Annotated in this window: 12 protein-coding genes and 4 pseudogenes; 6 read left to right on the plus strand and 10 right to left on the minus strand. The window is 59.6% G+C overall.

Annotated features, from left to right (window positions below; all coding sequences use genetic code 11):
- A partial coding sequence (locus B9A15_RS07585) for an MFS transporter (RefSeq protein ID WP_244556836.1) occupies nucleotides 1-707 on the minus strand: 707 nt, incomplete at its 3' end.
- A gap of 27 nt (nucleotides 708-734) precedes the next feature.
- Here B9A15_RS07585 and B9A15_RS07590 point away from each other — a divergent pair.
- Nucleotides 735-929 (plus strand): annotated as a pseudogene (locus B9A15_RS07590) (PspA/IM30 family protein); the annotation flags it as partial.
- A 432-nt stretch (nucleotides 930-1,361) separates the two neighbouring features.
- Here the strand turns inward: B9A15_RS07590 and B9A15_RS07595 are convergent.
- The 5 genes and pseudogenes from B9A15_RS07595 to B9A15_RS07615 all read right to left on the minus strand — a co-directional run bounded on the left by B9A15_RS07595 (nucleotide 1,362) and on the right by B9A15_RS07615 (nucleotide 9,690).
- Complete coding sequence (locus B9A15_RS07595) at nucleotides 1,362-5,855, minus strand: S8 family serine peptidase (RefSeq protein WP_170923202.1); 4,494 nt, start codon at nucleotides 5,853-5,855, stop codon at nucleotides 1,362-1,364.
- 1,147 nt (nucleotides 5,856-7,002) lie between these two features.
- Nucleotides 7,003-7,706 (minus strand): annotated as a pseudogene (locus B9A15_RS07600) (IS630 family transposase); the annotation flags it as partial.
- 45 nt (nucleotides 7,707-7,751) lie between these two features.
- Nucleotides 7,752-8,138 (minus strand): transposase, encoded by a 387-nt coding sequence (locus tag B9A15_RS23790; protein ID WP_425292950.1) that lies wholly within the window; start codon nucleotides 8,136-8,138, stop codon nucleotides 7,752-7,754.
- Between the two features lie 163 nt (nucleotides 8,139-8,301).
- Nucleotides 8,302-9,057 (minus strand): annotated as a pseudogene (locus B9A15_RS23795) (IS256 family transposase); the annotation flags it as partial.
- A gap of 444 nt (nucleotides 9,058-9,501) precedes the next feature.
- Nucleotides 9,502-9,690, minus strand: coding sequence for a hypothetical protein (locus tag B9A15_RS07615; protein WP_084409456.1), 189 nt, complete (start codon nucleotides 9,688-9,690; stop codon nucleotides 9,502-9,504).
- Nucleotides 9,691-10,111: 421 nt separating this feature from the next.
- On the opposite strand from B9A15_RS07615, the gene B9A15_RS23325 reads away from it, so the two are divergent.
- Entirely contained in the window at nucleotides 10,112-11,005 is an 894-nt protein-coding gene (locus tag B9A15_RS23325; RefSeq protein ID WP_244556837.1) for a DUF6538 domain-containing protein, read from the plus strand.
- Entirely contained in the window at nucleotides 11,002-11,904 is a 903-nt protein-coding gene (locus tag B9A15_RS23330; RefSeq protein WP_244556838.1) for a site-specific integrase, read from the plus strand. The genes B9A15_RS23325 and B9A15_RS23330 overlap by 4 nt, the downstream gene beginning before the upstream one ends.
- Here the strand turns inward: B9A15_RS23330 and B9A15_RS07625 are convergent.
- A complete protein-coding gene (locus B9A15_RS07625) occupies nucleotides 11,886-12,521 on the minus strand; it encodes a recombinase family protein (protein ID WP_084409457.1) in 636 nt (211 codons plus the stop codon). The two genes, B9A15_RS23330 and B9A15_RS07625, sit on opposite strands and share 19 nt — an antisense overlap.
- A gap of 163 nt (nucleotides 12,522-12,684) precedes the next feature.
- Here B9A15_RS07625 and B9A15_RS22490 point away from each other — a divergent pair, with 163 nt between their 5' ends.
- From B9A15_RS22490 to B9A15_RS07640, 3 genes are all read left to right on the plus strand, one after another.
- Entirely contained in the window at nucleotides 12,685-13,281 is a 597-nt protein-coding gene (locus B9A15_RS22490) for a hypothetical protein (protein WP_139798266.1), read from the plus strand.
- Nucleotides 13,282-13,493: 212 nt separating this feature from the next.
- Nucleotides 13,494-13,955 carry a hypothetical protein gene (locus B9A15_RS07635; protein ID WP_084409459.1) on the plus strand — a complete coding sequence of 154 codons (462 nt, stop codon included), beginning with the start codon at nucleotides 13,494-13,496 and terminating at the stop codon, nucleotides 13,953-13,955.
- Between the two features lie 183 nt (nucleotides 13,956-14,138).
- Nucleotides 14,139-14,885, plus strand: a complete 747-nt coding sequence (locus tag B9A15_RS07640) for a recombinase family protein (protein WP_084409460.1) — start codon at nucleotides 14,139-14,141, stop codon at nucleotides 14,883-14,885.
- A gap of 4 nt (nucleotides 14,886-14,889) precedes the next feature.
- Here the strand turns inward: B9A15_RS07640 and B9A15_RS07645 are convergent.
- From B9A15_RS07645 to B9A15_RS07655, 3 genes and pseudogenes are all read right to left on the minus strand, one after another.
- Nucleotides 14,890-17,979 (minus strand): annotated as a pseudogene (locus B9A15_RS07645) (type I restriction endonuclease subunit R).
- A 19-nt stretch (nucleotides 17,980-17,998) separates the two neighbouring features.
- Nucleotides 17,999-19,207, minus strand: coding sequence for a restriction endonuclease subunit S (locus tag B9A15_RS07650; protein ID WP_084409461.1), 1,209 nt, complete (start codon nucleotides 19,205-19,207; stop codon nucleotides 17,999-18,001).
- Nucleotides 19,204-20,733, minus strand: a complete 1,530-nt coding sequence (locus B9A15_RS07655) for a type I restriction-modification system subunit M (protein ID WP_084409462.1) — start codon at nucleotides 20,731-20,733, stop codon at nucleotides 19,204-19,206. The genes B9A15_RS07650 and B9A15_RS07655 overlap by 4 nt, the downstream gene beginning before the upstream one ends.
- Nucleotides 20,734-20,903: the final 170 nt, after the last annotated feature.

Below are 20,903 nucleotides of genomic sequence, written 5' to 3' on the forward strand. Positions count from 1 at the left end.
GCGAGCGTCGGCGCCTGGGGCCAGATCGAGGCCGGGCCGAGATCGAGCCCTTCGCCCTGGCCGATGGCAAAGCGGCGTGTCGCCAGAAGCGCGAGGATCAAACCGGCTGCCGCCGCGAGAAGCGCCACCGGGACCGAGGCGGCGGAGGCCACCTGGCCCCACATGATGGAGCCGAGCGCCATCGATCCGAAGAAGGCCATCAGATAGACGGCCAGCCCGCGTGCCCGCACCCAGTCGGGCAGAGCCGTCTGGGCGGACACATTGAAGGCGGTGAGGACGGCAATCCAGCTCAGCCCGACGAGAAAGGTCGCTGTCATCAAGACCGGCGGTGTCGCGGAGATCGCCAGCAGAACAAGCGCCATCGCCGTCCCGAGCGTGCCGGCCTGGGCGACCTGGTCCGACGAAAGCCGCGTCTGCAGCCTCGGCAGCACGAAGGCGCCCGTCACCGCCCCCGCACCGATGAGAGCCATGAGCGTGCCGTAGAGTTCCGATCCGCCGCCTTCGCTCCCCCGGGCGATCAAGGGCAGGAGGGACCAGACCGCCGAGGCGAAAAGGAAGAAGGCCAGCGCCCGCACCAGTGTCGCCAGCATCGCAGCGTTGTGGCGCACATGGCGCAGGCCTGTCGCCATTTCCGAAAGGATGGAGCCTGCCGGCTGTCGCCGGGGGCGCGGCTCCGGCCGCCACATCAACAGGGCGGCGATGATCACGAGGAAGCTTGCGGCATTGAGCGCGAAGGGCGCTGCGAGGCCGATGCCGAACTCGCGGCCCTGGAATCAGGCTCGGACCTCGATCGCCAGCTTCTCGAAGCCGGCATAGGCGGCAAGTCCTCTTCGGCCGACGACGTCCTCGCCCAGATCATGGGCGGCTCCTCGCAGCCCGCGATCGGCTCATCACGTGACCCGCTCTCGATCGAACGCAAGGGCGAGTAATACCGCCGGACGAATGAAATGATCCGTGAGGATAATATTCACGTCCGGCGAGAGGGTCAAACGCCGATCGGCCTTCCGACTTGCCTTTGAAAGCGATGCTTTCAAAGGTCTGTTGGTATTATAGCGAGATGCAAGGGTGGTGATCCATCCGCATATTGAAGCCTTCAAGTGCCATGACGGCTGAACCTCATCACAATGAGTCCGCCTCATTACGGTTTGATATCGGCCCGCCCAATTCGTCGTCGATCGCTCCAGAGCGGCTCAACAGATAGCGGCCCCGGTCTGAGACTGGAGCCGCTATCTTTCGTGTCTAGGACGCGTGGAATGATGGCTCGGACTGACAGTCTTGGCCGCGACCTGCGAATTTCAGGCCCATCACGGGACGAGCTCTGTTCCGGGCATATCCTCAAATTGCGGACGTCGATTCATCCGTTACGCAATCAGGAAGATCCCGTCGTCGACGGCGTTTTCGACGAGTGTATGAAGCTCCGTTGCGTCGGAGAAGGCAGTAAGGAAATCGGCAGTTTCCAGACCGTTCTGGAACGCGTCGAGCCAGAAGGCTTCACCGGCTGGATCAGGCTCTCTGCCGAAGATGTTGGCATAGATTCCGTCGACCAGGGTCTCCGGCGATGGGTCCACCCCATATGTTGTCTGAAATTCGTCCGATTGAGCGAAGCTCGTGGCAATGTCGTGCATTGACAGTCCCTTCTCTGCCTCGTTGAACCAGAACGAAAGGCCATTAATCTCCGCCGCTCTGCCGAAAACCGTTTGATAGAGGGAATAGAGACTGACCGCCTCAGGGTCGTCATGGCGTTCGAGGGTGATGTCGTCGAAACGAATCGCTTCAACATCCGAGAAGAAGATCGATGTTTCCGAATCTGAGGCCTTCGTGAGGGTGAAGCCGCCTGGGGCCGGCGTGAGGATGAAATCAGTGATATTGCCAGGCAGGACGATCGCGTCGAAGCCGTCGCCACCCGCGACATTCGAGGGGAAGGAGAGATCAGAGAACACATCGTCTCCTGCTGTGCCGGTGACGATTTCATCTTCCACATTGTCGCTGCCATTGTCCGTAACGACAGCTCCGCCCGAATATACGGGAACGCGCAGTTCGATCTGGACCGTTCCCTCGCCGTCATAGGAGGCTGTGAAGAGCTTCCCGCCATAATCGCCGTCGAGCTGCAGCGTAGCCTGACAGACATTGTTGGCCGTATCGATCAGTTGGAGGAGATCGCTGGCGTAATCGAAGGAGAGCGCCACATTGGAGCCGATGCCGCAGACTTCGATCACGTCGCCATCATTGGCGAAGTCTGTGATCAGATTGGCGAAGCTATGGTCCTCGTCCTCGCTCAAAGCCAGATGATCGATGCGCAGGGTCTGGGCACCGTCGGTGAACTCGATCGCACCGGTGCCGGCAGCGCCGAGAGCGCCGACTTCGAGCGTCCCGCCTTTCAGAACGGTGCCGCCGCTATAGGTGCTGCCTTCACCCATCAGCGCCAGCGTGCCGTCGCCCATCTTGATCAGGCTGCCCTCATAGACACGGTTCGCGGCCGCCTCGGCCCGGGCGGTGCCGACTTCATAGGCCACCTGATCCTCGATGCTCGAAGCCTCGGTCGGCGGGGTCTCGTCCCACCCCTTGTCGGCGAGCGTCTGCTGCCATGTGGCCTGCTCGGCGATATCCTCGCGATGGCGCTGGATGAGAGCATCTTCGGTGATGGTGTTGTACCAGACGTCGGACTGGGTTTCGTCCATATCGACTGTGAAGGCGCCGAGGAACTGGCCGGGCCCGTTCATGGCGGCTTTGAGATCGATCGCACCCCAGCCCCAGATCTCGTTGGGGGCGTCGTTTCGGGCCAGCCCCGTCGTGTCGTCCGGCGTGCCTTCGACCGCATCCATGTGCTGGGCCGTGGTCAGGAGGACGTCGCGGGCCTCTTGATTGCCCAGATAGGCATAGCGCTGCATGACGAGGCCGAGTGCGCCCGTGGCGTGAGGGGCCGCCATCGACGTGCCGCTGGCCGACGTGTAGTTGGGATCATCCGGATTGATACTCCAATCTTCAGGAGACCATAGGTCATCCGTTCCGGAAGGGGGGACGGCGCTGTAGATCTCGAGACCCGGCGCAAACACCGTCCAGTATTTGGCAACGCCCGCTCTGTCCGAGAAGAAGCCGACGCCTGTGGAGTCCGGGCTGGGTTCGTCCGATCTATGGCTCGCGCCGACACTGATCCAGTGATCTTCGTAGTCGGGCCGGAAATAGGGAATGGAATTGCGAATATCCGGATTGGACGCGAAGTCGTTACCGGCTGCTATGACCTGAAGAACTCCGGTATTCTCGGAGACATCGTACATCGCATCCAAATGCGTGAGGCTTCCGAAGAAATCGCTATAAGCATCGGTCAGGCCTTGCAGGGAATCGTAATCGTGGTCGCCTGGCGCTGTTCCCCACGACGTATTGATCGCTCGCGCGCCTGCCTCGGCATTGGCACCATAGGCGGCAAGGAAGTAATTATAGTCCGAATTGGCACCATACACTTTTCCGTCTGTGCCATGGGTATTCGCCAAGAATAGGTTGGCGTCGAAAGCGACGCCATGCATTCCTTCGCCATCGCGGTTGGCCGCGATGGTTCCGCCCACATGCGTGCCGTGCGGATCATTGTATTCATTGCTGTAGACACCGGGCGTTTCGAACTCATCGCCGGCACTGAAGCGACTTTCCTCTATGGGGCCTTTGAAAATCCATTCCCATTTCCATTCATCATAATTGAATACCCATCCGGCTTCTTCATAGCTGTAGCCGTCATTCAAATAGGTTCCCGAAATATCGAGTGGATGAATGCGATCGCCGGCAAATTCCGGATGAGCGGCATAGATGCCGGAATCGACCTCTCCGAGCTTGATGCCCTCTCCCGTATAGCCGAGCGCATAAGCATAAGACGCGTTCATGCCGGCAAGGCCCCAATCGGCCTCGTATTCCGCGCTCTCCCACGTCTCAGCGGCTTGCGCCCAGAGATCTATGTTGTCGGGGGATCGAAGTGCATCGGAGATTTCGATAGCCTGCAGTTCGATCTGGACCGTTCCCTCGCCGTCATAGGAGGCTGTGAAGAGCTTCCCGCCATAATCGCCGTCGAGCTGCAGCGTGGCCTGACAGACATTGTTGGCCGTATCGATCAGTTGGAGGAGATCGCTGGCGTAATCGAAGGAGAGCGCCACATTGGAGCCGATGCCGCAGACTTCGATCACGTCGCCATCATTGGCGAAGTCCGTGATCAGATTGGCGAAGCTATGGTCCTCGTCCTCGCTCAAAGCCAGATGATCGATGCGCAGGGTCTGGGCACCGTCGGTGAACTCGATCGCACCGGTGCCGGCAGCGCCGAGAGCGCCGACTTCGAGCGTCCCGCCTTTCAGAACGGTGCCGCCGCTATAGGTGCTGCCTTCACCCATCAGCGCCAGCGTGCCGTCGCCCATCTTGATCAGGCTGCCCTCATAGACACGGTTCGCGGCCGCCTCGGCCCGGGCGGTGCCGACTTCATAGGCCACCTGATCCTCGATGCTCGAAGCCTCGGTCGGCGGGGTCTCGTCCCACCCCTTGTCGGCGAGCGTCTGCTGCCATGTGGCCTGCTCGGCGATATCCTCGCGATGGCGCTGGATGAGAGCATCTTCGGTGATGGTGTTGTACCAGACGTCGGACTGGGTTTCGTCCATATCGACTGTGAAGGCGCCGAGGAACTGGCCGGGCCCGTTCATGGCGGCTTTGAGATCGATCGCACCCCAGCCCCAGATCTCGTTGGGGGCGTCGTTTCGGGCCAGCCCCGTCGTGTCGTCCGGCGTGCCTTCGACCGCATCCATGTGCTGGGCCGTGGTCAGGAGGACGTCGCGGGCCTCCTGATTGCCCAGATAGGCATAGCGCTGCATGACGAGGCCGAGTGCGCCCGTGGCGTGAGGGGCCGCCATCGACGTGCCGCTGACCGACGTATATTCAGGATTATTCGGATCTACGCCCCAAGCCTCAGGGGACCAGACGTCACCGTCCTCATGATGCGCAACGGTGCTGTATATGTTAATGCCCGGTGCGAAAACCGTCCAATATTTCGCGACCCCCGCTTTTGTGGACCATGACTCTGCATAAGTGCTATCCGGAGAGTGCCCGCCAGTGTCGCCGGATGCTCCGACGGCGATCCAATTGCGTTCGAGTTCCGGTCGGAAATAGGGTAGAGACGCCTCGACGACCGGTGAGAAGCAACCGTTATTGCCTGCCGCCCAAGTCTGGATTTCACCATATTCCTTCACGACGTCGGCAACGGCATCGATCCAGGTCAATTTGCCGAAATGGGTCGAATAGACCGTCATGAGGCCTTCGAGCGTCGAAAAGTCGTCGGAGGCGGCGTCCTGTCCCCATGACGTATTGATGACACGGGCACCCGCTTCGGCAACGGCCCCATAAGCGGCTTTGAAGTAGTTGTAGTCTTCGCTGGGGCCGCAGACCATGCCGTCCGTACCGCCCGTATTGGCGGTAAACAGATCGGCCAAGTAGGCGACGCCATGCATGCCTTTTCCATCTCGGGCCGCTGCGATCGAACCGCCGACATGGGTTCCGTGCGTGCCATTGATGGAGCCATCATAGACGCCCGGCGTATCGAAGCTCTCATTTGCTTCGAATCGGCTCGGGTCCCACGGTCCCTCGCTCACCAAATGCCAACTATTTCCGTCCCATTCCCAGTGTAAATTTTCGTAACGATATCCGTCGTTCAAGTAAGTGCCGGAAATATCGAGGGGATGGATGCGGCCGTCGGCAAATTCCGGATGAGCGGCATAGATGCCGGAATCGACCTCTCCGAGCTTGATGCCCTCGCCCGTATAGCCGAGCGCATAAGCATAAGATGCATTCATGCCGGCAAGGCCCCAATCGGCCTTGTATTCATCACTTTCCAAAATTGCAGCCGCCTCTGCCCAATCCTGACTTTGAGAAGGCGAGCGAAGATTTGCCGAGTCGTCTGTTCTGTTCTGTTTCAACATGGGAACCCTATGAGGAAGAGGATCGAGGAGGACAGGCATGGGGCGGCCATGCGGGCGCAATACGCGAAAGCGTCCGTTGACCTTCGAAGCAAAAATTTGGAGGAAAACTGGTTTTCTATGCAGAATTGCCGAAGGAGCGATCGGTTGAAGCAGATCGTTTCAAGTCTTCATCATTCGCATAGTCTAAACCAGAAGGCGCTTCTGCTGCGTGAAGCCAATCACGTCTTGGGCGATCGGCCATTTGCAGGATAGCGTCTCGCTGTCTATCCCGGAGCGGAAAACAGACGCCCAAGTAGATCTGGCGGCAATGAGCGCAAAGCTGCATCGAAGGGCGTAAACGCACTTATGAAAAGGCGTGTCAGAAAGCGCATCCGAGACATAGAAGGATCGTTGGGTCGGCCGGATTGTTGGGTCGGTCGATCATCGAGAAGGGTGGTCAACGGCGGAGCAAATGCCCGCAATGACTTTGCAGAAATATCGAAGATTTGCCTTGGCTTGGTCAGTCCCGATTTACACAACATGAACTCAACAGACTCCATACCAGTCACACGCATTTCGTTGCGCGATACAATCGCCTCATTTCCGAACAATAATCATTAGGGAAATTTACATTTTTAAGCACATATTGACGGGGTATTTCTGTCAATTTGCGCTTATAAATTATTGGTTGCATATCCAACGCATCGATATGCGGCCATAACATCGGCGTGAACGAAAATTTACACTTTCTTGACCACTGTGCAAGACTAATTTTTGAGCATTCAGTTGAGATTTTCCGCCCAGGGCCGAATATTCCCAGTAGCTCTCAGTAAATATAATGCGGATAGATATTTATAAATCTAGATAAATATTGTCATCTTGTAGGATAATCTATGTGCGACGTATGAGGTGGGTCTTCCCCATGCATTTCGGATCATGGAGCGCTGTGCAACTGGGCCTCTGCCAATGGAAGGCGTTCATTCGCTCATGATGACCCCGCCTCCCCTTCGCTGTCGCTCTCGCTGTTCAGACCAAAGAAGAGCAGCGACCGGCAGATCCGTAGACTAATACCAACGGGTGCTGATCAGACCCTATGCGCCCAGTCCCGCATTCCGATTGAGATGATAATCCATGGCTGCTCGACGAGCTTGTTCCAGGCATGGCAGCAATGGGTGAGGATGTCTTGGTAGTCGAGGAAGATGCGGTTCGAGAGCCAGTTCTCGCGCATGAACTGCCAGATGTTTTCCTGCGGGTTCAATTCGGGCGCTTTTGAGAGCAGGAACATCAAGGTGATTTTGTCCGGCACCTTCAGCTTCGGCGTGGTATGCCAGCCGGCCTTGTCGACGATGAGAACGGCATGGGCGGCGGGATCGACCATGAGACTGATCTCGCTCAAATGCTCGTTCATGGCAGCGGTATCGCAATAGGGCATGACGAGGCCAGCGCCCTTTCCCTTTTTCGGGCAGATGGCGCCGAAGATGTAGGCTGATGCGGTGCCGAGGTCGCTTGGCGCCGAGGGGCGCGTGCCACGTCGCGCCCAGCGTCGTGTTCGCTTGTTCTTCTGTCCTATCCGAGCTTCGTCGGCCCATCAGAGTTCGATCTCGGTGCCTTTGGGGAGGCTTTGCTGGATCGCCGGCAACTCGGCTGGGAAACTTTCTTAAAATCCTCTACTTCGAACTCGTTCTGGGCGTGGTGGCGCGGCCGGGCCGAGAGCTTGGCAAAGCCCATGGCGCGCAGCTCTCGGCCGACAGTCGTCTCATCGACCGTGATCCGGAATTCCTCGAAGATCGGGAGTGTCAGGAATTCCATGTGTGGGCGGGCGGTCGAACATTGTCAGGCCATGGCCTTGGTGAAGCGCTCGCCGTAGAGGATGGCGAACTGCACCTTGGCCATTGCCCACTCACGCGGCGCCATCTTCCACTCCTTTTCGGCCCGGTTCAAGATGAGAAAGAGCAGCTTCATCGCAGCGTCGTCGTTCGGGAAGTGGCCGCGGGCCCGCACCGCCCGTCGCAGCTTGGAGTTCAGCGCCTCGATCTGGTTCGTGGTGTAAACGATTTTGCGGACTTCCCCCGGGAAGGCAAAGAACGGGATGACCTCGCTCCAGGCCCTTCTCCAGCTTTGCCCTATGGCCTTGTATCTCTTGCCCCATTCGCTGCCCTCGAACGCCGTCAGGGCCTTTTCGGCCGCCTCGGCGTCGGTGGCCCGGTAGATGTCCTTCAACGCGGTCGCGACGGGCTTGCGATCTTTGTAAGAGACGAAGTCGAGGCTGTGGCGCAGAAGATGGACGATGCAGGTCTGGACCGTAGCGTCTGGAAGTGAAGCGGTGAACGTCAACAGTCAAGTGGACTGTTGACCCGCTGAACGCGACGATCGCCTCGGGAAAGCCCTTCAGGCCATCGACGACGGCGAGCAGAACGTCCTCAACACCGCGGGTTTTCATCTCGTTCATGACGCGGAGCCAGAACTTGGCACCTTCGTTCTGCTCCAGCCAAAGGCCGAGAACCTCCTTGGTGCCGTCGGCGCGCACGCCAAGGGCGATGTGAACGGCCTTGTTACGGACGAAGCCTTCATCCCGAATTTTGACCCGGAGGGCATCGAAGAAGACGATCGGATAGACCGGCTCGAGCGGCCGGGCCTGCCAAGCGGCAACCTCGTCCAGAACGGCGTCGGTGACAGCCGAGATCAGGTCGGGCGAGACGTCGACGCCGTAAAGATCATGGAGATGACCGACGATCTCCCGGTTGCTCATGCCCCGGGCGTACATCGAGATCGTTCGCCGGGAAAACAGTCACGGGCCTGTTTTCGTTCACAGGCTCACTCTCGTCGAAACCTGGAAAGCGGCGCTGATATTTGGCATGAGCTGTAGGTCGAAGCTCGATTGCCGGTCCCGGGGAACGGACAGCTCGAACTTGCCGCTATCGCTCGTCACCGTCTTCTTGCCGTAGCCGTTGCGACCGTTTCCCACGCCGTTCTCGCCGGCAAGATGGTGGTCCATCTCGGCGTTCAGGGCGCGCGCGGCCAAAGCCTTCTTCAGGCCATCGAGCAGGCCGCCGGGGTCAAAGGCGTTGTTCGGATCGGCGCCCGACAAAAGCTGGTTGAGCAATGCGTCTGGAATGCTGGGTTCCTTGCGGCGGGCCATGGGTAATCTCCTTCGGGCCCATTATGCCCCGCCCACACACAAAATTCCTGACAGTCCCCGGGGCCGGCTATCATACAAAGCCCAATCTCGTCGTTCCGCCTGGCATGCGTCTCGTCTATCAGCCGGCCTACACGCCAGAAGTCCAGCCCGCAGAACACCTATGGCCGGTCCTCGACGAACCGATCGTCAACAGGTACTTCGAAACGCTCGAGGAGCTTGAACCCGTCCTCGAAAAGCGGTGTCGCGGACTTGATCAACAGCGAAAAGCCGTCGCAGCGAATACAAGCTTTGCAGGGTGGCCAAAACCCGTCGTATTGGATAGGCCGATGGGGGGAACGGGCTGGCCTGTTCGTTCGGCACGCTCCCTTTCTTCTCTTGCGAAGGCTCTGAGCGCAGCAGGTTTGAGGTTGCGCAACCGCGCACTTTGGCTGTGGCGAGGCGGGATCAGGTTGAAGTGGTCACGCAGGGCAGCGATGTCCCTGCGCGCCGCGCGGCGAATGCGATGTCCTCGAGATAGGTGTTCATGCGCTCGATCTCGGCGCGGAAGATCTGTTCGAGCTGCCCCTTCGTCGTCATGCCGGCAGTCGGTCTCACGGTCAGGTCGGCAAGGAGCGTTTTCAGACGCTGCGCCATGTAGTTCGCCTTGCGATGATCGGACAAACGCAAGGGAGAACGACAGGCACGCCCGCCGAGGCATGCGCCTGAAGCGCACGGGCACGCCAATAAAACGTGCGCCCACGCCGTTCGAGATTGGGAATGTCCTACCGCCGAGCTACCGACCGGGTCCCTCTGTCCGAGAGCCCGGACGGTCGGCAATGGCCATCACCTCTGGGCTGCAGGTTTAGGCCCAAGTGCGAGAAACGACGGATGACGGATTCTCAGCTACGAGAAAAAATAATAATAATATTTGGGGAGTGTTGGCTGGGGAACCTGGAACATAATCCAACTCTTTTTAAGCCCCTGTCATCTTTAGAACTATATGGATTTGTTGCCCTTTTCAAACGAAATTGCTACACCGAATTGCTACACTGCACCCTTCCAAATGGTCTTCAAATTGGCGCGAATTTCCTACCTCACCCGGCGCGGCTCCTCCTATTACGCTCGCTTGAGAGTGCCAGCCGAACTGGTCGCGATTGTCGGCCGAAGCGAATTCACAAAGGCGCTCGGCACGAAGGATGAGAATGAGGCCAAGCGGCGGCTATGGCCGGTCATCGAAAGATGGCGGGCGCAACTCGACGACGTGTCGCGGCGGCGGACATTGAGCGAAGACGACCGTGCGGCCGCACCGTGGTCGCACTACGAAGGCACCCCTGATCGTGACGACGCTAGTCGGGCGGCGAGGCCGACGCAAACGGACATAGACGCAGCAACGCGGTCCCTTTTCGCCAATGCCGGCACGATTGACGCCAGCGATCCGCTCGCCATGCTGGACGCCACCATAGAGGTGATGGCGATGCAGAGCGCGGGCGCGCTTGACGCCGCGCGAAGGCAGGCCAAGGCTGCCGATCTCCGCAAGCACCTTGTCTCCGGCGAGCTCGCCCTTGTCCGGCACGAGATCGACGAGTTTGCCCGCAAACATGATCTCATCATCCCGCGTGGATCGCCGGAAGAGGCCGAGTTAGGCCGGCGCATGATCCGTGCCGAGATTGAGGCGCTGGAACGCACCTTTGAACGCGACCGGGGCGATTACGGCGGCACCCCGCGCGACCCGATCGTGAAGCCGGCGACGACGCAGGTTCGCGAGCGGGCCAAGCCCGGCGAGACGATCCCAGAACTCTTCGAAGCCTACGCCCGTGATAATCCCAAGGGGATCGCGGCAGACACGCTGAACCAAGCGCGGCGCGACATCGGCACGTTTCTCGATCTTCACGGCCGGACGCTTCCCGTTCGCCGAATCGACGCAAGGCCATTCGTGAATGGAAGACGCTTCTTCGCGAGTATCCGGTGAAGGCGACCGAGACAAAGGCGTTCGCCGGAATGGGGCTTGCGCAGATCATTCGGGCGAACAAAGAAGTTGGAAAGCCCGTAATCACGCCGCGCACGGTGAACCGATATCTCGCAAGCATGGGCGCCTTTTGCCAATGGCTCGTCGTCAATGGATACCTGGACGCCAACCCCACCGCCGACATGTCGCTTCCAAAGGCCAAGAACTCAAAGAAGGCGATCTTCACGACTGAGGAGCTCCAGCAGCTTCTCGCCTCTCCACTGTTCACCGGGTGCCAGTCTGATGACAAATGGCGCTTCATCGCCAAGCCGGGCAATGTTCGGATCGAGGATCATCGGTATTGGCTGCCGCTCGTAATGCTCTACAGCGCCGCCCGGCCGGCCGAAATCGCGCAACTCAACATCGCGGACGTTCGCAAGCTTCATTGCCATTGGATCATGCACATCATGACCGAGGGTAACGACGACAAGAGCGTGAAAACTAAAGGATCGATGCGCGTCGTGCCAGTTCACCCAGAACTCATCCGGCTTGGCTTTATCGAGTATCGCGATCGCATGGCTGCGGCAGGGAACGTGAGGCTCTTTCCTGCTGCAACCCGTAATAGCCGAGGCCAGATGGTTGCAGACTTCTCGCGCGAATTTCCTCGCTATCTATCCCGGCTAGGCTTGATGAACCGCAAAGGTCTGAGCCTTTACAGCTTTCGCCACGGCGCGACAGATGCATTCCGCCGGGCCGGTTATCTTGACGAGAATTTCGGCTTTATTCTTGGACATGCAAAGGCGAGCATGACCGGACGATACGGCCATCTTCCTGAAGGCATGCTGGACCAACGTGTCGCGCTGATCGAGAGCATCGCCTATCCCGGTCTCGATTTGTCTCATCTTCATGTGGGCAAGGCCTGATCGTTCGAATTTCCGCGCTTGCTGATCCTCGCGATCGTGGCGCGGCTTGCTCCGGTAGCGTTCTGGATCGCCGTATATGACATTCTGTTGGCCAGCATCTGCGCGATGCCTTCGTTGCGCTTCTTGTTCGCCGGCCGGCCGCGATAGCGCCCTTCATCTTTCGCCTTGGCGATCCCCTGCGCCTGACGGCGGCGACGGTCCTCATAGTCCTTCCGGGCGACGGCCGCGAGCATGTCGAGCAACATTCCGTTGATCGCTTCGGCCATGCGGGCGGTGAAGCTCTCCTTATCAGGATCGGCGAGCATGTATGAGGTCGGAAGATCCAGTGCGACGACGCGCACGCCCTTCGCCGCGATCTCGGCTCGAAGCTTGTTCCAGTCCCCTGTCGTGAGCCGTGAAAGGCGATCGACTTGTTCGACGAGAAGCACGTCGCCCGGCCGGCTATCCTTGAGCAACCGGAAGAGCTCGGGCCGTGCCAGGCGCGCACCGCTCTCGTTCTCAACGAAGGTTCCGGCAATCGTCAGGCCGCGCTCGGCAGCAAACGTCTCAAGCTCGGCTTGGGCTCGCCCCGCGTCCTGGTCTTGGGTCGAAGCGCGAAGGTAGAGACGAGCGAGCATGGTGTGAGCCCATTGGTTCGTTTTGAGTGGTTCACACCATATCAGTCTGCTTTAAGTGGTCAATCGAATTTATTGAACCAGGTGTCTGTCCGGTATTTATAGGGCATACTCAAATTGAACCAGATGGTATCATGGAGATCATGAACGCCAGGAGACCATCGTCATGCCCGATCCAGAACGCCCTAAGCGCCGCTACACCCGTCTATCAGATGAGGAGTGGGCGAGTGCACGCGAGGAATGGGCAAGCGGAGAAGTCACCCTCGCTGAGCTCGCCGACCGAACCGGTGCATCAGTCCGGGCGCTCCAACTTCATTTCGACGCTCATGACGTTACCAAGGGCAGCGCTGCACGCGAGAAACTGGCGGCCTACGCTCAGGTGCCGCTTCCTCCTGTTCCTTCATGCGAGGACGACCCGGCAACGAACGCCAAGCTAGTGAAGGAGACAGCCCTTCGAGGCGCATGTGAGGTCGAAGCCGGAATTCTGGAGCAGATCGCCATCGCGCGTGCCGATCCGACACTCGCATATCGCGCCGGTTCAGCGATCAAGGCGCTTGCAGCCGCAGCCGATGCCCTCGGTAAGATCCACACACTGAAGCGAGCTGTGCTCGGGCTCGATGAGATCGCCGGGGCCGAAATGCCCGTGCTGACGTTGCGCGTCCTGACCGACGAGGAGGTGACTCAAATGCGTGATGCGCAGGAGGCCGAAGACGAAGATCTGGGAATGGTTGACGTCGAGGATGATGTCATGACGCTCGCCTGACGCCGCTCGCTTGCTTTGTGCCTCTCCTCGTGAAGGCGCAAATGCAATCGGACCGAAGCCCTAGAAAGATTGGCTTTGGCTGAAGGGGGTCCGCACTGTGCCCGATCCCCATTTTCGAAGGCGCAATCTTTGAAAGAATCGCAAATGGCAATAGCACGCGATCTTATGATGAGTTATACTAAAGGGGCGTTTAGAAAAGGAGAAAGACGTCTATGGTATCCACCACTTTGATGAGAGTGCCGAATGAGATCGGTGCCAAGCTCGGAGAGCTCGCCAAGACCATGGACCGAACGGTCCCTGAAATTCTGGCTCAGTTCCTTCGCAACCAGATCGAAAAGAGGACCGTAGACGCCTCGCTGGAGAACGTGATCATCGAAGCCATTGGGGGCGCTGTTCATTTCGTTGTGGGAGACGACCAGGGTCGGGCGATGGGGCTTAGTCCACTTTCAGCGAAGGGTGCAATAGACCTTGCTGACAGCATTGACGCCGTCGCGACTATGGGAAAGGCTTACCGGGCAACGATCGAAGAATTCGAGCTGACGGTGCATCGTCGTGGTCGAGCAACGATCTTCTTACAGGCCGGACGTCGGCGCACAATGGCATCAAGCGTCATACCTCTTCTGACGCACGCTCTGAGGCAGGCCGCATCTGACCTTCGAGGTCCCAACTCCTGAGGTCGAACCGAAGCCGCCTTCTCCCAAGGGGGCACGAGAATATTTTCCCACGTTAACTGAAAGCTGCGTCTTTCTAAAGGGCCTGCCTGTAGCACCTGAGCTAATTGACTTTGGCGCCTCCGGCTCATCTGAGTATCACTAATTGTAATCGTATAGAAACGAACACGCAGAGACTAGTTTTCAATGCCTAAGCGAAAATCAGCAATTGCTTACATCAGGGTGTCGACAAAAGGCCAGGAGGAGAACGGCGGCGGCCTCAATTTACAGCTCGTGAGCATCGAGGCATACGCAAAGGCGGCGGGCTACGTCATTACTGATACGTTTAGAGATGCTCAGTCTGCAGTTGGCGAAGATAGTGTCAGAAACAGACCTGGGCTTCGCTCGGCTATTGAAGCGTCGCATAAGACGGGCCGGCCGATCATCGTCGATGGTCTCGACCGCTTTGCCCGTAATACGAAAGCGCTGGAGGAGATGGTTGCGAGTGGCCGGCTGGCAGTCATCAGCACTCGATCCGGCGAGGATCCGCGTCATGCTGTAACGATGGCCGAGGCGAGCCGAGCACAAGCCGAAGCCGAGCGCATCAGCCGCACAACCCGCCAAGGGCTGGAGAAGGCTCGGAAGCGCGGTGTGACGCTCGGCAATACCAAGAACCTCCCGGAGGCTCGCGAGAAGGCGGCAGAGGCTCGCACAAGCAAGGCGAGAAAGCTGACCGATGCGATCGCGCCTATCATCAGAGAGCTGAGAGAACAGAAGCCAGCGGCCACGAAGAAGGAAATTGCCGAGGAGCTGAATAGGCGTGGCTATCTCTCTCCTCGGGGAGAGGCTTGGACCGAAACGACAATTCGGCCTCAGCTCAAGCGGCTTGCGGACATGGAAGAGAATGAGCGAGAGGCCTTCTATCAAGATCATCCCCTGTATGGCACGTTCTAAGACATCAGACCGCTTCGGCCAACGTTTCAGCCTGCCTGAGGATCGTTCTTACCGCCTCCGACTGCAGGTCCGGCGGGTAGCCATACTTCTTCAGGATCCGTTTGATGTCCCGGCGCATCCGGGCGCGGACGTTCTCCTTCTTCCACCAGTCCGGGCCAGTGCTCCCTCGTAGGGCCAGGACGAGTTCCGTCGCAATCACGCGGAGGTTCTCATTGCTCATCAGCTCGCGCGCGCTGTCGTTCTTCGCAAGGGCGTCGTAAAAGGCTCGCTCCTCTGGCGAGAGATCGTCCGCAGGCTGTGCCTTCAGATCCTTGGCGAGAGCGATCAGTTCCTGAAGCACCTGCAGCGCGTCGACGCTGCGATCGTGGTAACGCTTGATCGCATCCTGCAGTCGGGCGGAAAAGAGTTCATGCTGCACGACGTTCGTCCGCATTCGGGCTTTGATCTCGCCGTTCAGGAGCTTCTTCAGCGCCTCAACCGCCAGGTTCTTCTATTTCGTCGTTTGAAGGTCGTTCAGGAACTCTTCGGAGAGAACGCTGATGTCCGGCCGATCGAAGCCGCACGCTTCGAGGATGTCGACGATCTCCGTCGAAGCGACAGCTTTGTTGACCAGCTGCTGGATCGCGAAGTCAGGATCGCCACGGCCGCCTTTCGTGCCGCTTGCGTTCAGCTTGTCGAGCGCAATGCGGACGGCGGAGAAGAAGGCGACCTCGATCGCGTGCTGCGTCGCCTCGGGACTGCCAGACGCGAGCTTGTAGGCTTTCGCGAGCGCAGCAACGGCGTCGTTGAAGCGCGTGATCGCCGGGACGTTTGTATTCTCGTCCCGGTCCTTCTGCAGCATGAACTTGATCGCCGCCGGGAAGATCGCGAGACGATCCGCCTTCGTGCCGATGATCGCCTTGCCGTAGTCGAACCCGTGGAACTGCGATCTCGCCACATCGAGCGTGTCGAGGAAGGCTTTCACAGCCTCGCGCTCGTCGATGCCGGTCTGGTTCTGGTCCGCCTTCGAATAATGACCGAGCGCGCTGCGCAGTTCAGCCGCAAGGCCGATATAGTCGACAACGAGGCCGGCCGGCTTGTCGCGGAAGACGCGATTGACGCGCGCGATCGCCTGCATCAGCCCATGGCCGCGCATCGGCTTGTCGACATAGAGCGTGTGCATGACCGGCGCGTCAAAGCCAGTTAGCCACATGTCGCGGACGATGACCAGCTTCAGCGGATCGTCCGGGTTCTTGAACCGGTTGCGGATCGCCTCTTGCCGGCCCTTCGAACGGATATGCGGCTGCAGCGCCTTCGGGTCGCTCGCGCTCCCGGTCATGACGACCTTCACCGCGCCGGCATCGTCCGTCTCGCCGTGCCAGTCCGGCCGCGCGGCGACGATCCGCTCATAGAGCGCTGCGCAGATCCGCCGGCTCATGCACACGATCATCGCCTTGCCGCCAAGCGCAACGAGCCGCGCTTCGAAATGGGTCAGGATATCGTCGACGACTTTATCAAGGCGCTTGTCCGCACCGACCAAAGCCTCAATGCGGGTCCACTTCTTCGCTAGCGCTCCGGCGTCGTCCTCTTCGAGATCCTCGGTGGCGTCTTCGAATGCTTCGTCGATACCTTCCGCCAGCTCCTCGTCGATCTCGACCTTCGCGACACGGCCTTCATAGTAGATCGGCACGGTCGCGCCATCGGTCACAGCCTGGGCCACGTCGTAGACGTCGATATAATCGCCGAAGACCGCGCGCGTGTCGGCGCCGACGAGATCCACCGGCGTTCCAGTAAAGGCGACATAGACCGCGTTCGGTAGCGCTTTCCGCAGATGGTGGGCAAGGCCGTGGCGGATTTCGCCGGTTCCCTTATCGAGCTTCGCCTCGAAGCCGTATTGCGTCCGATGCGCCTCGTCGACGAGGACGACAACGTTGGAGCGCTCGGTCAGTTGGGGAAAGTCCGCTCCCTTCTCCGGCCGGAACTTCTGAATGGTCGAGAAGACGACGCCGCCGACCTTCCGATCGAGCAGCCGCTTCAGATCATCAGTCGAGCCTGCTTGCACCGGATCCTCGCCGAAAAGTGCGCGGCAACGGGAGAAGGTGGCGAAGAGCTGGTTGTCGAGATCGTTCCGATCAGTCAGGACGAGCAAGGTCGGGTTCTCCATCCCTACGTCGTTCATCACCCGGCCGCTCAGAAAGGCCATCAGGAGCGACTTGCCGCTTCCCTGGGTGTGCCACAGCACACCGCCTTTGCCATCGCCTCCACGGGCTTCGGAGATCGTTTCCAGAGCCTTCCGCACGGCGTGAAGCTGGTGGTAGCCAGCGATCTTCTTAATCGGCCCGCGACCCTCGTCCTCGAAGACGGTGAACCAGCGCAGCATGTCCAGCAGCGTCCGGCGGTTCAGCAGTCCCTTTGTCAGCGTCTGGAGCGCGAGTTCGGAGCCGGGCGCGACCAGCGTCTCGCCGTCCACCGTCCGCCAGTTCATGAACCGACCGAGATCGGCGGAGAGCGAGCCGTATTTCGCCTTCAGCCCGTCTGAGACGACGCTCAGAAGCGTCGTGCGGAAGAGATCCGGGATCTGGTCCTGGTAGGTCTGGATCTGGTTGAAGGCCGCCTCGATACCTGCGCCCGTTATGCCCTTCAGTTCGACGACGACCAGGGGCAGACCGTTCAGGAAGAGGACAACGTCCGGCGTTCGGTTCGACTTGCCGGCGACGTCGAACTGGTTGACCGCGTGCCAGACGTTCTCGTCGTCGGTCCAGTCGATAATGGAGAGGTGAAGGTCGCGCTCCTCGCCATCGACGGTGGTCGTCACCAGCACGCCGCCGGCCAGCAGTTCGTGAATGCGGCGATTCTCCTGCACGGCATCGGTGGCGAACACCGTATCGGTCAGCTTGCGCGAAGCCTCTTCGATCGCACAGTCGGGCGCGACGGGGTTGATGCGTCTGAGCGCATCAAGGAGAACCGGCGCGAGGATCGTCTCGCGCCAGGCGCTTCGCAGCTGCGGCTTCGCGTCCGGCGAGGCGTGGATGCCGTCCAAATGGGAAAAGCCGAGCGCGACGAGATCCTCGACGAAGCTCTTCTCCAGCCCGGCCTCGGAGAAATAGCCAATCATGACTCGCCCTTGGCGACCGTCATTCGGCCGCCTCCGCCATCTCCCGCGCTTCGCCGACACGGATATCGCCGGACATTAGCTTCGGCAGGAGCGTGTCGCGAAGTTCGGCGAGGGTTTGGTTTTCGAGCGAAGCCGCAATGGCGCGGTCGAAGGCTGCAGCAACGATCCGTCCGGCCGCCTCCAGTATGCGAGGATCGTCAGGAAGCGCTACCATCGCTTCTCTGAGATGGCGGCGCTGAATATGCCCCATAGTCGTTGCTTTCGATGCGGCGATTTGTCGGAACTCATCCATATGTTGATCCACGGCGTAGTAATGAAACCATTTCGGCACGTGTTCGGAGGTGACTTTAAAAAGGTGCTGGTTCAGTGCGCCTGCCCCTTCCGTCCATACTTTTTGAAGCAGTGATCCTGACCAAGAAAACAAGACGTCGCCATTGTTGATCCGATACTTCGTTGGAAGATTAGCGCTAGCTCGTGCAGTCTTCTCCGTGATGCCCAACCTCAGCTCGGCTATCTTTATAACCGGCAGGCTCTCGCAACCCTCTTCAGGCGGAAATTTCTGAAGCGCCGCACCGTTTAAGAAATCCGCTACTTCCTCTAATGATCGAGAATGCCAGCCCTCAGGCAAACCATCCTCGCCGAACCGATCCGGGAAGAGGGCGGCGGTGGCGCCGTCCATGTGGGCGGGCTCGCGGCCTTCGGCCTTGGCGCGGACGGGATCGAAATCGACGAACCAAGACCGGTAGAGCGCCCGCGCCATCTCCTCCAGCGTCCCCGCTATCCGCCGGTTCAGTTCGATCTTGTCGTCGAGGGCACTTAGGGCTGTTGTGATCTCACGCTGCGTATCAAGGTTAGTCCACCATATCTGTATTGGGTGGACATGGTTGCGATTCAATGTCGGATTTGAAGATCCAACATCTAAGCTCTTCGTATCCAGCGACTTCAGGGCGTAGTAGACAAATCTGCTATCGTTGCCCTTGAAGTCTTTTACCCAAAGCGTAGTGTCGTGTGGCCAGTATGGCTGATTGACCCAGTAAACAGTTCCAAGCGAGCCTTTCCGGCCGATAACGACGCCTGGTCCATTGTCTATTGAAACGTTGTGGTAGAAAGATAAACCGCCGGATGAAATTACAGGCACGGAACCGAAGGAACTTTCCTTCCTTGTGATATCGACTCCTCTCTGGAGCGTTATTTGATCGCCGAGTGAGCACTGCCACCAAGTTGTCATCTTAGTGTCCTCATTCGGGCTTCAATCTCCGCCTCAAGCCGCCGTCCCTCCGCGAACTGCTCCGCCAGAGTCGCAGTCAGCCGCTCGAACTTCTCCTCGAACGGCTCATCGTCTTCCGCCGCCGCACCGGCACCCACATAGCGTCCGGGCGTCAGGACGAAGTTGTGCTTGGCGATCTCCTCGGTCGTCGCCGCCTTGCAGAAGCCCGGCTCGTCTGCGTAGGCGCCAGCCAAGGCTTCACCGCGCCACGCATGATAGGCGTCCGCGATGCGGCTGATCTCGTCCGATGACAGCTGCTTCTGCTTGCGGCTGCCGGGGATCAGCGCGCCCATCTTGCGCGCGTCAATGAACAGGACCTCGCCGCGCCGGTCGCGGAGCTTCGCATCCATCGCGACCCCGTTCGACTTGTCCTTTGCGAGGATCCAGAGGCAGACCGGAATCTGCGAGCCGGCGAAGAGCTGGCCCGGCAGCGCGACGATCGCGTCCACCGCGTTGCCCTCGACCATCGCGCGCCGGATCTCGCCCTCGCCGCCGCTCATCGACGACATCGATCCGTTCGCCATCACCACGCCGCCGACGCCGGTGGCGGACAGGTGCGAATGGATGTGCTGGATCCAGGCGAAGTTGGCATTGCCCGGCGGCGGTGCGCCGAACGTCCAGCGCGCATCCTCCTGCAGCGCCTCGCCCGACCAGTCGGAGATGTTGAAGGGCGGATTGGCGAGAATGAAGTCGAAGCGCTCGTCCGGGAACTCGTCGCGAACAAGCGTGCCCTCCGCGTTCCAGCGGAGATCGGCGAAGATGCCGCGAATAGCGAGGTTCATGCGGGCGAGGCCGAAGGTGGTGTGGTTGCGCTCCTGCCCGTAGATCGCGATCTCGTCCGTGCCATGCGCCTTCCGCCCGGCATGGGCCTCGATGAACGCCTTCGACTGGACGAAGAAGCCGCCCGTGCCGCAGCACGGATCGTAGACGCGGCCGCGCATCGGTTCGATCATCTCGGCGAGCGTCTCGACCACCGATTTCGGCGTGAAGAACTCGCCGCCGCGCTTGCCTTCCGCCGCCGCGAACTCTCCGATGCAGTATTCGTAGACGCGGCCGAGCATATCGAAGTCGCGGCTGTCGCCCTCCATCTTCACGTTGGAGAAGAGGTCGATCAGCCCGGTCAGCATGGTCCGGTCGATCGCCTCGCGGCCGAACCGCTTCGGCAGCGCGCCCTTCAGGCTCTCGTTCTCCTCCTCGATCGCGCGCATGGCGTCGTCGATCATGACGCCGATCTTCGGATCCTTGGCATGAGCGGACAGATGCGACCAACGCGCCTCCTCCGGCACGAAGAAGACGTTCTCGGCGAGATACTCGTCGCGATCTTCGGCATCATAGCCGGCCGCTTCCAGACCCTTCTGAACACGCCGGAACGCCTCCGAGACGTAGCGCAGGAACAGCATACCCAGCGCAATATGCTTATACTCTCCAGCGTCCATCGCGCCGCGCATCTTGTCCGCGGCCGCAAACAGCGACTTTTCGATACTCAAATCTCAATTCCCCGTTGCGCCTTGAGATGCACGGTGATCTTCGAATCCCTTTGAGGTCAAGGAAGAGGACGAGTTTGTGTTTCGGGTTCGCGTTGGGGTGTTGCTCTGTCGCAAAAAATCTTCGGTGGCCACCGAGTTCGTATCACCGCGTCCAGAGATCCAGAATGCCA

Origin of the sequence: Fulvimarina manganoxydans, from assembly GCF_900176465.1 — a bacterium.
In the GTDB taxonomy this organism is placed as follows: domain Bacteria; phylum Pseudomonadota; class Alphaproteobacteria; order Rhizobiales; family Rhizobiaceae; genus Fulvimarina; species Fulvimarina manganoxydans.

What these genes read in the sequence shown, in the direction of transcription:
- B9A15_RS07615 (WP_084409456.1), bottom strand. Translation starts at nt 9,690, where the DNA reads ATGGCGCAGCGTCTGAAAACGCTCCTTGCCGACCTGACCGTGAGACCG.
- B9A15_RS07625 (WP_084409457.1), bottom strand. Translation starts at nt 12,521, where the DNA reads ATGCTCGCTCGTCTCTACCTTCGCGCTTCGACCCAAGACCAGGACGCG.
- B9A15_RS22490 (WP_139798266.1), top strand. Translation starts at nt 12,685, where the DNA reads ATGCCCGATCCAGAACGCCCTAAGCGCCGCTACACCCGTCTATCAGAT.
- B9A15_RS07635 (WP_084409459.1), top strand. Translation starts at nt 13,494, where the DNA reads ATGGTATCCACCACTTTGATGAGAGTGCCGAATGAGATCGGTGCCAAG.
- B9A15_RS07640 (WP_084409460.1), top strand. Translation starts at nt 14,139, where the DNA reads ATGCCTAAGCGAAAATCAGCAATTGCTTACATCAGGGTGTCGACAAAA.
- B9A15_RS07650 (WP_084409461.1), bottom strand. Translation starts at nt 19,207, where the DNA reads ATGACAACTTGGTGGCAGTGCTCACTCGGCGATCAAATAACGCTCCAG.